This is a genomic window from Sphingomonas sanxanigenens DSM 19645 = NX02, assembly GCF_000512205.2.
Lineage (GTDB): Bacteria > Pseudomonadota > Alphaproteobacteria > Sphingomonadales > Sphingomonadaceae > Sphingomonas_D > Sphingomonas_D sanxanigenens.
On record NZ_CP006644.1, the window covers coordinates 1972888 to 1985560 of the forward strand.

11 protein-coding genes are annotated in these 12673 nt (G+C 60.6%); 8 read left to right on the forward strand and 3 right to left on the reverse strand.

Annotated features, from left to right (window positions below; genetic code table 11):
• The 6 genes from NX02_RS09035 to NX02_RS30650 are packed head-to-tail and all read left to right on the forward strand — an operon-like array spanning position 1 to position 7328.
• On the forward strand, positions 1 to 1518 hold the full coding sequence (locus NX02_RS09035; RefSeq protein WP_047099762.1) for an efflux transporter outer membrane subunit: 1518 nt from the start codon (positions 1 to 3) through the stop codon (positions 1516 to 1518).
• A complete protein-coding gene (locus tag NX02_RS09040; RefSeq protein WP_025291875.1) occupies positions 1515 to 3269 on the forward strand; it encodes a PHA/PHB synthase family protein in 1755 nt (584 codons plus the stop codon). Before NX02_RS09035 ends, NX02_RS09040 begins: the two co-directional genes overlap by 4 nt.
• Before the next feature lie 2 nt (positions 3270 to 3271).
• Complete coding sequence (locus NX02_RS09045) at positions 3272 to 4684, forward strand: bifunctional enoyl-CoA hydratase/phosphate acetyltransferase (RefSeq protein ID WP_025291876.1); 1413 nt, start codon at positions 3272 to 3274, stop codon at positions 4682 to 4684.
• Complete coding sequence (locus tag NX02_RS09050; protein WP_025291877.1) at positions 4681 to 5880, forward strand: acetate/propionate family kinase; 1200 nt, start codon at positions 4681 to 4683, stop codon at positions 5878 to 5880. Before NX02_RS09045 ends, NX02_RS09050 begins: the two co-directional genes overlap by 4 nt.
• Positions 5877 to 6650 (forward strand): enoyl-ACP reductase FabI, encoded by a 774-nt coding sequence (gene fabI, locus NX02_RS09055; RefSeq protein WP_025291878.1) that lies wholly within the window; start codon positions 5877 to 5879, stop codon positions 6648 to 6650. The genes NX02_RS09050 and fabI overlap by 4 nt, the downstream gene beginning before the upstream one ends.
• Positions 6651 to 6662: 12 nt before the next feature.
• The gene (locus NX02_RS30650; protein ID WP_158013971.1) at positions 6663 to 7328 is read left to right on the forward strand and encodes a TetR/AcrR family transcriptional regulator; all 666 of its coding nucleotides are present in this window, start codon (positions 6663 to 6665) and stop codon (positions 7326 to 7328) included.
• Positions 7329 to 7523: 195 nt separating this feature from the next.
• Here NX02_RS30650 and NX02_RS09065 read toward each other — a convergent pair whose 3' ends face one another.
• Together NX02_RS09065 and NX02_RS30655 are read right to left on the reverse strand one after the other, a co-directional pair.
• Complete coding sequence (locus NX02_RS09065; RefSeq protein ID WP_025291880.1) at positions 7524 to 8360, reverse strand: IS5 family transposase; 837 nt, start codon at positions 8358 to 8360, stop codon at positions 7524 to 7526.
• A gap of 729 nt (positions 8361 to 9089) precedes the next feature.
• Positions 9090 to 9758, reverse strand: a complete 669-nt coding sequence (locus tag NX02_RS30655; protein ID WP_025291881.1) for a TetR/AcrR family transcriptional regulator — start codon at positions 9756 to 9758, stop codon at positions 9090 to 9092.
• A gap of 140 nt (positions 9759 to 9898) precedes the next feature.
• Between NX02_RS30655 and NX02_RS09075 the strand changes: the two genes are divergently transcribed.
• Both NX02_RS09075 and NX02_RS09080 read left to right on the forward strand, forming a co-directional pair.
• Positions 9899 to 10336: an aldehyde dehydrogenase family protein gene (locus tag NX02_RS09075; protein WP_025291882.1), complete on the forward strand. Its 438-nt coding sequence runs from the start codon at positions 9899 to 9901 to the stop codon at positions 10334 to 10336.
• Between the two features lie 32 nt (positions 10337 to 10368).
• Positions 10369 to 11292 (forward strand): alpha/beta hydrolase fold domain-containing protein, encoded by a 924-nt coding sequence (locus tag NX02_RS09080; RefSeq protein WP_158013972.1) that lies wholly within the window; start codon positions 10369 to 10371, stop codon positions 11290 to 11292.
• 188 nt (positions 11293 to 11480) lie between these two features.
• On the opposite strand, the gene NX02_RS09085 is transcribed toward NX02_RS09080, so the two are convergent.
• Positions 11481 to 12607 (reverse strand): IS3 family transposase gene (locus NX02_RS09085; RefSeq protein ID WP_211258307.1). Its coding sequence is split into 2 segments (ribosomal slippage): positions 11481 to 12376 and positions 12376 to 12607, totalling 1128 coding nucleotides; the frame shifts between segments, so codons are not numbered across the junction.
• Between the last annotated feature and the right edge of the window lie 66 nt (positions 12608 to 12673).

Sequence of the window (12673 nt, forward strand, 5' to 3'; positions counted from 1 at the left end):
ATGCATATCCGAAACGACACCATCCATAGACTCCTGCAGCGCCTGACCCTTGGCTCCGCAGTACTGGCGCTGGCAGCTTGCGCGTCTGCGCCGCCTCTGTCGCCATCCTCGGCCAGGATCACGGCTCCGCAGCGGCTGGACGCTCCCGCTGCAAATGAGGCGTCTGAAGGGAACCTTGATCGGTGGTGGACCCTTTGGAAGGATCCATATCTCGATGCACTGGTCGATCGGGCCCTGGCGAGCAATGCCGATGTCCGCGTCGCCGAGGCGCACGTCAGAGCGGCCAGGGCGCTTGTGTCGGTCGCGGAATCGGCTCTGTATCCTTCGATTGCAGCGAGTGGTGCTGCTTGGGTAAATGCCGGCGACACCGACATCGATACCGCGCTGGGGTCTGTGCTCCAACCCTACACGAGCGGGAAGACCGGAACCGGCTATCTGATCGGCCTCGGCGCTCAATGGGAGCCGGACATATTCGGTGGTCGACATGCCGATGTCGACACGGCGCACGCTCTTGCCGAGAGCACGGCCAGCCTGGCGGATGGTGTCCGGTTGGTTGTGATAGGTGATGTCGTCGAAAATTATCAGCAATGGGCCGGTCTGCAGCGTCGGCTTGCCCTTCTTGGTGAGAGTATCGCTGTCGCGCGGCGCCTGACCGATTATGCGTCGGCGCGCCAGCGAACGGGACAGGCAACCGCCATGGATGTGGCCAAGGCGCAAGGCGCGCTGGCTTCGTTGGAGGCATCCCGCCCGCCGATAATGTCGCTGATCGATGCGAGACAAAGGCGGCTCGCCGTACTCGCCGGTGACCTGCCCGAGCAATTGCCGAAGATGCCGACGGGCCTCCAGATCGCCGTGCCGCCGCCTCCATCCGGCCAATTCCCCTCGACCATATTGGGTCGCCGCCCCGATGTCCGCGCGAGAATGCTGATCGTCGAGGCGCGGGCCGCGAGGCTTAAAAGCTTGCAGGCCGATCTTATGCCACGTTTCGGTATCAGCTTCATGGGTCAGAACGGCCAGATCGGCTTGTCGGGTCTCCCGGGCTTTGGAGGCTCGCTCGGGCTCGTCAGCGTCAAAGCGAGCGTTCCGATCTTCACGGGCGGTCTGCTGCGCGGCCGAATTGCCGCAGGCAACGCGGAACTGGCGGCTGCGCTCGCGGCACAGGACCGCGCGATGCTCAACGCCCTAGAGGAGGTCGAGACGGCATATGGTTTCCGTGCCGGTCTGGACCAACGCCTGAGCGGACTTGATCATGCGCGCGATCTCTCTGAGAACCGTGCGGAGCTTGCGGCGAGCTTCTACAAAGCCGGACGCGTGCCCCTTGGAGACGTCCTTCAGGCCAGGCTCGATGCCCTGTCGGACCTCGACAGGATGGAACAGGCACGGATTGCTCAGGGTACGGCCACTGTCCAGCTATACCGCGCCGTCGCTGGCGGCTGGGGCGCTGGGGCATCGCCAATAGCGATGAGCGGAGCCGACAGTTCACAGCAGCATGATTCATCAGGGAGTTCCCCACAATGATCGACAGCCCCGGCACCGCTTCCGCCCCGGATCCGCTCGATGGCCTCGCGGAGACCTTCGACCGGGCCGCTTTCGCCGCGATCGCCAGCATGACGGGGGGCCTTTCGCCCGTCACAATTGCGCAAGCCTTTTCCGACTGGGCCCTGCATCTTGCCGCGTCGCCGGGTCATCGCCTGGAACTTTTCGCCAAGGGCGCGCGCAAATATATCCGGCTGGCCGACTATCTGGCCCATGGCAGCGCTTCCGACCATCCCGCGATTGAGCCGCTGCCGCAGGATCATCGCTTCGACGACCCGGCCTGGAAGACGCCTCCTTACAGCGCGATCGCCCAGTCGTTCCTGCTGATGCAGCAATGGTGGCATGCGGCAACGACCGGCGTATCCGGTGTCAGCGACCATCATGAGGCGGTGACGTCCTTTGCGATGCGACAGATACTCGACATGTTTGCGCCGAGCAATTTCGCGGCGACCAATCCAGTGCTGCAACAACGGATTGTGGAAACGGGAGGCATGTGCCTTGTCGAAGGCGCACACCTGTTTCTGACTGACCTGGAGGATATGGCGCGTGGTGCTGCGTCCAGCAGCGTTGCGGACTTCAAGCTTGGAAAGGATATTGCCGCGACCAAGGGCAAGATCATCTACCGAAATCGCCTGATAGAACTCATCCAATATGAACCCACCACGGCAAATGTCCGCCCCGAGCCGGTGCTGGTCGTTCCAGCCTGGATCATGAAATATTATATTCTCGATCTGTCCTCGCACAACTCTCTGATCTCGTGGTTGGTGGGGCAGGGCTATACGGTCTTTGCAATATCCTGGCATAATCCGGGCAGCGCCGACCGCGATCTCGATATGGACGATTACAGGCTGCTCGGCCCGATGGCGGCGCTAGAGGCGATCGGCGCCATAACGGGCGCTCAGAAGATTCACGCGCTTGGATATTGTCTTGGCGGGACGCTTCTCGCGATCACCGCTGCCGCGATGGCGCGGGACGGGGACGATCGGCTTGCTACGCTCACTCTGCTGGCGGCGCAGACCGAGTTCAGCGAGCCGGGCGAGTTGGGCCTGTTCATTGACGAAGCCCAACTCAACCTGCTGGATAGCATGATGTGGGAACGTGGCTATCTCGACAGCAGCCAAATGGGCGGGGCTTTCCAGATGCTGCGATCCAATGACCTCGTCTGGTCTCGAGTCCTGAACGAATATCTGATGGGCAACCGGCCGCCCTTGAACGATCTGATGGTCTGGAATGCGGACGGTACACGCATGCCTTACGCCATGCACAGTGAATATTTGCGGAAACTCTTCCTGAAGGACGATCTGGCAGAGGGGCGTTTCAAGGTCGATAATCGGACGATTAGCCTGTCAGCGCTGCGACTCCCCATGTTCGTGGTGGGCACTGAAACCGACCATGTCGCGCCATGGCGCTCGGTCCACAAGATCCATATGCTAACCAGCGCCGAGATCAGCTTCGCGCTCACCAATGGCGGCCATAACGCAGGCATCGTATCGGAGCCCGGCCATAACCATCGCCATTATCGGCTTCTGACGCGGCGTGACGGTGACCCGGCCCTTTCGCCCGAAGAGTGGCTGTTGCAGGCAGAAGATCATGGCGGCTCCTGGTGGGAAGCATGGGGCGAGTGGCTGGGTGTGCGGTCGGGGGAAGCCGGTGCGCCGCCGCCCCTGGGAGCGAGCGACAAGGGATATGCCCCGATCCTCGATGCTCCCGGCAGCTACGTGCTGGAGAAATGACTATGACCGCGCCTGAAATGATCGAGAACCGCACATATGATGAAATTGCCGTTGGCGAGACGGCAAGCTTGTCACGAACGCTGGGCGAACGCGAAATCCAACTCTTTGCCCTGGCTTCAGGGGACGTGAATCCCGCCCATCTGGACCCGGAGTTCGCCGCGGGCGACATGTTCCATCGCATCATCGCCCACGGCCTGTGGGGTGGAGGACTGATCTCGGCTGTGCTGGGAACGCAATTGCCTGGCCCCGGCACCATCTATCTCGACCAGTCGCTGCGGTTCGTACGGCCCGTTGGACTGGGCGACACTATTACAGCGCAGATCAAAGTCTCCACGAAGGACGACAAGCATCACATTCTCACCCTCGATTGCCGCTGCACCAACCAGGACGGCGAGGACGTCATCACGGGCATTGCGACCGTCAAGGCGCCCATCGAGAAGATAAGACGTCCGCGTGCGGTCCTTCCCGACATCCAGCTTTCCGGCCATGACGGATATCGAAGGCTGATGGACGCTGCCGCGGGAAAGAGTGCCGTCCCAACCGCTATCGTCCATCCCTGCAGCGCAGCGGCGATCAAGGCGGTCGCCGAAGCGGCACAGGCCGGTCTCATTTTACCCGTTCTCGTCGGCCCCGAAGCTCGCATTCTGGCGGCTGCGCAGGAAGCCGGGGAGGACATCGGCGCGTTTCGAATAGTTCCGGCGCCTCATAGCCATGCCGCAGCCGCCGCAGCGGTGGAACTGGTTCGCGGTGGTGAGGCAAGACTCCTGATGAAGGGTTCCCTCCATACCGACGAACTGATGGGCGCGGTCGTTGCCCGAGAGACCGGGCTACGGACCGAGCGGCGCGTCAGCCATGTCTATCTGATGGATGTGCCGGGACATCCTACGCCTCTTCTCATCACCGACGCGGCGATCAACATCGCGCCGACCCTTGATGAGAAAGCCGACATCATCCGCAACGCTATCGACCTTGCCCATGTGATCGGCATAAGTGAACCACGCGTCGCAATCCTCTCAGCCGTTGAGACCGTCAATCCGGCGATCGCTTCCACTCTTGATGCGGCGGCTCTGTGCAAGATGGCCGATCGCGGTCAGATTTCGGGCGGCGTGCTAGACGGGCCGCTCGCCTTCGATAATGCGATCAGTACCGCTGCGGCGAGAGAGAAGGGCATCGTCTCCCCCGTTGCGGGACGGGCGGAAATCCTTGTCGTGCCCAGTCTCGAAGCAGGCAACATGCTTGCCAAGCAACTCACGTTCCTTGGTGGTGCCGACGCAGCGGGAATCGTGGTTGGCGCGCGCGTGCCGATCATTCTGACCAGTCGGGCGGATAGCTTGCGCACGCGCCTGGCCTCCTGCGCGGTTGCCGTACTTCTCGCCGCTGCAGGAACAAAAGCTGCGCCAGGTCTTCCGGCATGACCCGCGCCATCATAAGCCTCAATTCAGGCTCCTCCAGTATAAAGTTTGGCCTCTATACGCTTGGGCCAGATGGACCACGCCATGTGGCAGGGGGAAAGCTCGAGGGGATCGGCACTAGTCCTCGCATCCTCATCCGTTCGGACGAGGGTGAAGTGCTTCTCGAAAAGCAGTGGATGGATGGCGCTGGCCTGACCCATGAGCCGTTGCTCGACGAACTCTACGATTGGGCTGCTACCCATCTCAATCGGCATGAGGTTGTCGCCGTCGGCCATCGGGTCGTGCATGGGGGAAGCCGCTTTTGGACACCGCAGCGGGTCGATGCCGCGCTCCTTGGCGAACTCGATGCCTTTTGCTCGCTTGCACCTCTGCATCAGCCTCACAATCTTGCCGCTATCCGCGAAATAGCCCGCAAGTCACCCCATTTGCTCCAGATAGCCTGCTTCGACACGGGCTTCCATCACGCCATGCCGGCCATTGCTTCTCACCTGGCCCTTCCTCGCACGCTAAGCGACAGAGGTTTCCGTCGATACGGCTTTCATGGCCTGTCCTACGAATATATCGCCCTGCGTTTGCGGGAACTGGACCCGATACTGGCCCAGGGAAGGGTGCTTGCCGCGCATCTGGGCAACGGCGCGAGCATGTGTGCGATGCGCGGAGGGGTTAGCATCGACACGACCATGGGGTTCACGGCACTCGACGGCCTGATGATGGGCACGCGTACCGGCTCGATCGATCCGGGCGTAGTCGTGCATCTCCAACTCCAGGAAGGCTTTAGCGCGGGAGAAGTGGAATCCCTCCTCTATCGTCAGTCCGGTTTGTTGGGTGTATCAGGCGTGTCGAGCGACATGCGCGCACTTCATGCCAGCGCTGATCCGCACGCGGCCGAGGCGATCGAGCTTTTTGTCTGGAGCGCGGCCCGGCAAGCAAGTGCCTTGATCGGATCGTTGGAAGGGCTCGACGGGATCATCTTCACTGCCGGTATCGGCGAGAACGACCCGATCATTCGGGCGGCGATCTGCGCCCGCCTGGCATGGGCCGGTGTTAGGCTCGACGAGGGGGCGAATGTGTCGGGAGCGGACGTAATCAGCAGATCCGACAGCGACGTGACGGTCCGGGTCATCCCCACCGACGAGGAGCGCATGATTGCAATGCACACGTCAAATCTTCTTGAACATGAGCAGGGAACGGACTCGTGAAACCTCTCGTTGATCTTTCGGGCAAGCGCGGCCTCGTTATCGGAATCGCCAATGAGCATAGCATCGGGGCCGGCTGCGCTGAGGCGTTCGCGCATTGCGGGGCGAGATTGGCGGCGACTTATCTCAACGAGAAGGCAAAGCCTTTTGTGGAACCGGTAGCGACGCGGTTGGGGGGCGAGTGGCTGGCGCCGTGCGACGTCCGCGAGCCCGGGCAGTTGGAGGAACTCTTCACGCAAGTGCATGAGCGATGGGGCGGTCTCGATTTCCTGCTGCATTCCATCGCGTTCGCCCCCAAGGAAGACTTGCACGGCCGGGTCGTGGATAGCTCTGCCGACGGATTTGCGCTCGCCATGGATGTCTCGTGCCACAGTTTCCTGCGCATGGCCCGACTGGCTGAGCCATTGATGACAGAAGGGGGCTGCCTGCTGTGCGTCACCTTCTATGGATCGGAGCGAGTTGTCGAACATTACAACCTTATGGGACCAGTCAAGGCAGCACTTGAGAGCGCGACCCGTTATGTTGCCGCAGAGCTGGGGCCCATGGGGATCCGAGCGCACGCCATCTCTCCAGGCCCCATCGCGACCCGTGCGGCCAGCGGGATCGGCCGGTTCGATGAGCTACTGGACCGTGCGGCCGCCACTGCGCCGCAAGGAACGCTCGTTTCGATCGAGGATGTGGGCGCGGTGGCCGCCTTCCTTGCAAGCGATGCCGCCCGCCGCATCACCGGCACGATCATTCCGGTCGATGCCGGCCAGCATCTGATGGCTTGAATGGCTCCGCGGATGGTCCAGCAGGTGCGTCGCGCATCGACCGGCAAGGGAGCTTACGCTCTTTCCGAAAAGCGCGAGACGACACGGGCACAGAACAGGGAGAAGATCGAAGCTGCTGCCTGGACGATATTCTCGACCATAGGACTCGATGCCGCCTCGGTTCGTGACATTGTCGCCGAGAGCCAGGTCTCGCCGGGCAGTTTCTATAATTATTACGGCAGTAAAGAGGCGGTGTTTGACGAGATCGTGGACCGGCTTATCCGGCGAATCCGAGAGGAAACAGCTGCGGCAAGGGCAGGGGCCGGTGATTTCGAAGTGATGCTCTTCGAGGCCTATCTTGCTTTCATGAACCTAATCCTGCCAATGAAAGGAGGGGCCGCCTTCTTTGAACTGAACCAACACCACATCCGCTCGCGCTTGTTCGGCGCAACGCAGATCGAGGCAATGCTCTTAGACATTGAAACCGACGTGGGCGAACGGATCGAGATCGACCGACTATCGCCGATAAAACGCCATATCCTCATATCGGTATTGTTCGCTAGCGGGACCGAAGCCATCTTCGCGGCCTTTCGGAGTGGCGTCTATGATGCAGGCGATCTCGCCGGTTTCCTGACCCGGCTATTTACGCATGGTATCGTTTCAGCAGTCCACCCCGACCTTGCAAAACTCCATGAGTGAGAGTCCGAGATAAAGGCTATCCGCCATTCGGATTCGTTTTGGATGTCTTGCGTCTCAAACTATTTGCAGACCTGCCGCAAATCCTTTGGCGAGCCATCCGTATTTCGACCGGTCATTTGATACCATTGCTCGAGAGTACTTGGCGCGCCGATTAGTCTCTCAATCGCTTCGCAAACTTTAGAGTCTGATTCAAAACTAACGGACTGGGTTTTCTGTTTTTGCGATGCGTCGAACGTATAGCTGAACGGATGCGATGAAGAGCCATGCGGTTGCCGATGCTATGGTTTTCTCGAAGTCCTTGGCGAGGCGGCGGTTGCGATTGAGCCAGGCGAGTGTGCGCTCGACGACCCATCGCCGTGGCAGCACCGTGAAGCCCTTGGCGGTGTCGGAACGCTTGATGATCTCGATGGTCCATTTGCCCATTTTGCGTAGAGCATCCTTGAGTTTATCCCCGGCATAGCCGCCATCGGCGAACAGATGGCGCAGCCATGGAAAGCGACCGATGATGCCGGTGAGCAGCAGGGGCGCGCCATCACGATCCTGAATATCCGCACCATGCACGAGGGCATGGACCAGATTGCCATTGGTGTCGGTCAGGATATGGCGCTTGCGTCCCTTGATCTTCTTGCCCGCGTCGTAGCCACAGGGACCGCCGCTTTCCGTCGTCTTCACGCTCTGACTGTCGATCACGCCGGCACTGGGCGAAGCCTCGCGCCCTTCCATTTCGCGGGTCATCATCAGCAGCGCGTGGTTGATCGACAGCCACAGGCCATTGTCGCGCCACAGATAGAACCAGCGCCGAACCGTGGAAACGGGCGGAAAGCAGGGCGGCAGCATCCGCCATGGCAAGCCGCCGCGCAGCAGGAACAGCATGGCCTCTACAATGCGCCGCAACGGCCTTTTGCGCGGACGCCCCACAGCGCAGGCCGCGGGAAGAAGTGGCTCCAGCACCGCCCATTCCGCATCCGTCAAATCGCTTGGCAAAGCCAGCCCGCTTCGCGCATGAAGGGCGCGAGTGGTATCGGTCCACATCGTTGAATCGACGGTAGTTTTTGGCGAAACCCATGAATCAGCGACAGGCCAGGCCGTCAAGCTAACCTGCTGATACCACTCAACTTAATTTCGGATCAGGCTCTTATAGGCTACCTGATGTTCTTCCTGCTCGTCGAGGAGCGCCAAGGCGCGGATGAGCAAATCTTTTGCGGTCACCAGTTCCCCGGTCAAAACTCGCTCCGTGAAATATACCATATCACACCTCTCGCCGGATCTTAGCACAGGTTAAACCGGTATTCATCCAGTGACGTGTTCAGATCGGGTGTTCTGCCATTCTGTCAAAGGCTATGCTCGGCACGGGGGGTGAAGCGGGTTCAGTGGACGCCCGTGGATAATCTTGGCGGACCTTTTGCCAGCTCCTTCCCTTTGCTGCGCGGGTGACCGCTATCGTTTTTCCCCCGAGAGGCTGATCAATGCAAGGTAGCCTGGTCCGATGCGAGTTGGCTGCCGGCATGCCTGAGAAATGGTCGACACCGCGTATAACAACAGCTGCGGTTGAGCACTGCCCGGTTAAGCCAAGTTCGGATCGGCTCCGGCGACAGAAACGCGATCAGCATCCCGGGAATAAGGAGTCCCGCCGGAGCCAATATCAGCGCGAACCGGCGGGGCCACGCCGTTCTGCCAAGCAAAGGTGCCGAATACCAAGACCGCAGGTGATCCACAGATTGGCTTCTCCCTAGTTGTCTTCAGAGATGAATGGAAGATTGCTCAGGAGGCAGGCGATTGGTCAGGCGCATAGTCTGGAGTCAGATAGCGCGTCAGTAAGATCGTCGCCTCTTCCATCATCCTTTCGGCTCCCTCGGGCGGCAGGGCGCAAGCCTGGATCGCCAATGCGTGTGCCGCCTCAACTGCTGTGATTGCATGCCATTCGCGCCGTTCCGCTGCCACAGCTGAGGCGCGTAGCGCTAGGAGATGGTCAATGACCCCCTTGGCCGGGTCGAGCAGCAGGATCGCCTGTTCGCCGCTTGAGCCGCGAACCGCCCGATAGACATGCTGGTAGGCGGGATGTTCGCGATGGAAATCCATTATGGCGTGCACGAGCCAGGTGACCGCATGGGCGATTGGCCAGTCAGCAATGCCCGCCTGCTCCTGACGGCTAAGAAGTTGTTCGATTTCCTCAATGTAGCGCAGCGCTAGCGCTTCGACGATCGCCTGCTTGTTGGGGAAGAACTTGTAGAGCACCCCGACCGATGTCTCCGCGCGCGCCGCCACGGCATTAGTGGTCGCATTATCGACGCCCGACTCGGCGATCACTTGGGCGGCCGCGTCGAGCAATTGCTGCACCCGGCGGCGGCCCCGTTCCTGAACCGGAGCATGCCGCAAGAAGCCCTTTGTGTCCGGCGTGACCGCGGGGCCGGGTGAACTGTCTGCAGACATGTAACGACCTTTTCTCAATATATTGGAGATGTTCTGGACAGGGAAGGAGAAGCGCCTTGCTTGGCGACAATCATCCCCTCTGTCTCCGTGTGACGAGCAGCAGGGCTATCACGGATACTCCGGAAGCCGGTGACAGGCTGATGCCGCCAACCCTGATTTTCGGTGCGACGGGCGAGATGACCGTGATGCAGGAGGAAATCTTCGGCCCCCTGTTGCCGGTGATCGCCTATCGCGACCTCGACGAGGCGATCGGCTATGTCAACGACAGGCCAAGGCCGCTGGCGCTTTATTATTTCGATGATGACCGGCGCCGGCAGGACCATGTGCTGGCTAGCACCCTGTCGGGCGGCGTGACGATCAATGACTGCATCTACCATCTGGCTCAGCACAATCTGCCGTTCGGCGGGGTGGGGCCGAGCGGGATGGGTCAGTATCACGGCCTCGACGGGTTCGTCACATTCTCCAAGAAGCGCCCGGTGATGGTTCAGCGCGCTTTTGCCGGCACGGCGCTGCTGCGCGCGCCATGGGCGGGCCGCCAAAAGTTGTTGCGCGCCATGCTGCGGATCGCGTCGCGGTGAAGCGCATCTCTGGAATCGAAGGAGACGATGGAATGACCGGTCCATCGCTTGCGATGAGCCTGACTGCCTGGGGCGCTGGTCTGCTCTTCCGTCAACTCACGCAGTCGGTGGAACGGCAGCGCCGGCTTCTTCTCGCTAGGCGCGAGCCAGTTGCTCCAGAACCGACCGCCAGTTTGCGACGTCTGTGCACGATCAGCGCAGAGATCGGTCCCGACGGCTTCAGAACCATCCACCTGAACCGCCGTCGGGACGCTGGGGCAATACATGTGCTCTATCTCCACGGCGGGGCCTATGTCCTGCAGTTGCTGACCGCTCATTGGTGGATCGTCGAGCAGATCATTCGCCGTACCGGCGCCAGATTCACTGTCCCGATCTATCCGCTCGCGCCCGAGCACGATCGACGGGCGGCTTTCGCGATGGTGGACAGGCTATACGATAATCTCGTCACGAGGGCTGGGGCCGCCAATGTCGTGCTCTGCGGCGACAGTGCCGGAGGCGGATTCGCTGTCTCGCTGGCGCAGCGCCTGGTGGCCGGCGGGCAGCCCCTGCCGGCCGCGCTGCTGCTGTTCGCGCCCTGGGTCGACGTCACCATGGCCGATCCTGAATGTGTGCGGGTGGAGCGTGACGATCCCATCCTTTCGGTCGCCAACCTGCGGATGAGCGGCGCGATGTGGGCCGGTGAAACCGATGTTAAAGACCCCGCCATCAGCCCGTTCTACGGTCCCGTCGAAGACCTGCCTCCGATGACGATATTCCAGGGCGACAGGGATGTACTGATGCCGACGTCGCGTGATTTTGCGAGGAGGGCTATGCAGGCGGGAGTGAGGGTGGACTATCGCCAGTATAAAGGGGCATTTCACGTCTTCAATAGTGCGGTATTCCTGCCCGAATCGAAACATGTCTATGCCAGGATCGATCAGATGTTTGACCGCTTGCAAAGTGAAGTTGTCCCATGAGGCCGCATCGAGGTTCGTTGCTATCTCGGGGTGACCGACGATGTGCTGGCATAAGAGTGCTATATAATTAGACTTGGATTCGGGCGCCGGTAGGCGCTGCCCAGAATAGTGGGATAAATCTGGCGACTTCTATTGGGTGTGTCGGGGATTATGGACTTGTAACGGTTTTGTGCCGGTCACCTATCTCATTATGCCACCTTGGCTTCGAACGCGAGCGGGCTGATGCCGCCCAGATATGAATGGCGACGACGGGTGTTGTAGAAGCCATTGATGTACTGGAAGATGGCGGCTTCTGCCTGACGCCGCGTCGGCCAGCTCTGCCGCCAGATGAGTTCGGCCTTCAGGGATTTGAAGAAGGTCTCGACGGACGCATTGTCGTAGCAATTTCCCTTGCCGCTCATCGATGGACGCAGGCCATAGGCCTGCAGCTTTTTTTGATAGTCGTAAGAACAATATTGGCTGCCACGATCCGAATGAAAAAAGCAGCCTTCCGGAGGCTGGCGCAGGCGCACCGCCATATCCAGCGCTCTGATCGCCAAGTCCTTCTTCATTCTGTCGCTGACTGCCCAGCCCACGACGCGACGGCTATGCAGGTCGAGAATGACGGCAAGGTAGAGCCAGCCTTCTGACGTCCAGATATAGGTGATGTCGCCGGCCCATTTACGGTTGGGCGCATCGGCGGCAAAATCGCCGTCCAGCCAGTTCGCTGCGACCCCCAGTCGATGGTGGCTATCCGTCGTAACCTTGTGCTTGCGCGTGCGGACTGGCTTGATCCCGTTGATCTTCATCAGCCGCCCGACCCGGCGCTCGCCAACATCGAGCCCCACCTCCTTCAACTCCATCGTCATGCGAGGACGGCCGTAGCTGCCAAGGCTCAGCCTGTACTGTTCTCGGATATGGGCCAGCACTTTCATATCTGTCCGCTCCCGCCTGCTAATCGGGCGCGAGCGCCAGGAACGATAGCCGCGTTCACTGACATCCATGACACGGCAGAGCAGTTCAACGGGCCAACGATGCCGCCAGCTATGCACAAAAGCGAACTTCACGGCCTTTGGCTCGCGAAGAACTGCGTGGCCTTTTTTAGCACTTCCCTCTCCTCCCGCAGCACACGGTTCTCAAGACGAAGGCGTTCATTCTCACGCGCCAGATCTGCCTGCGGCGCTGCCACCAGGTCAGATGGCCGATACTGTGACACCCATTTGCCCAGCGTCGACTTCCCTATCCCCAAATCCGATGCAACCCTGTCGCGGGGTAACCCGCTGGTCAGTGCAATCCGCACCGCCTCCTGCTTGAACTCTTCTGTGTGCTTGATCATCTCGTCGGTCTCCTGTTGCGAGCTCTAATCGCTCAGGTGACCGGCGCAAATCCGTTACAAGTCCAA

What these genes read in the sequence shown, in the direction of transcription:
- NX02_RS09035 (WP_047099762.1), top strand. Translation starts at nt 1, where the DNA reads ATGCATATCCGAAACGACACCATCCATAGACTCCTGCAGCGCCTGACC.
- NX02_RS09040 (WP_025291875.1), top strand. Translation starts at nt 1,515, where the DNA reads ATGATCGACAGCCCCGGCACCGCTTCCGCCCCGGATCCGCTCGATGGC.
- NX02_RS09045 (WP_025291876.1), top strand. Translation starts at nt 3,272, where the DNA reads ATGACCGCGCCTGAAATGATCGAGAACCGCACATATGATGAAATTGCC.
- NX02_RS09050 (WP_025291877.1), top strand. Translation starts at nt 4,681, where the DNA reads ATGACCCGCGCCATCATAAGCCTCAATTCAGGCTCCTCCAGTATAAAG.
- NX02_RS30650 (WP_158013971.1), top strand. Translation starts at nt 6,663, where the DNA reads ATGGTCCAGCAGGTGCGTCGCGCATCGACCGGCAAGGGAGCTTACGCT.
- NX02_RS09065 (WP_025291880.1), bottom strand. Translation starts at nt 8,360, where the DNA reads ATGTGGACCGATACCACTCGCGCCCTTCATGCGCGAAGCGGGCTGGCT.
- NX02_RS30655 (WP_025291881.1), bottom strand. Translation starts at nt 9,758, where the DNA reads ATGTCTGCAGACAGTTCACCCGGCCCCGCGGTCACGCCGGACACAAAG.
- NX02_RS09075 (WP_025291882.1), top strand. Translation starts at nt 9,899, where the DNA reads ATGCCGCCAACCCTGATTTTCGGTGCGACGGGCGAGATGACCGTGATG.
- NX02_RS09080 (WP_158013972.1), top strand. Translation starts at nt 10,369, where the DNA reads ATGACCGGTCCATCGCTTGCGATGAGCCTGACTGCCTGGGGCGCTGGT.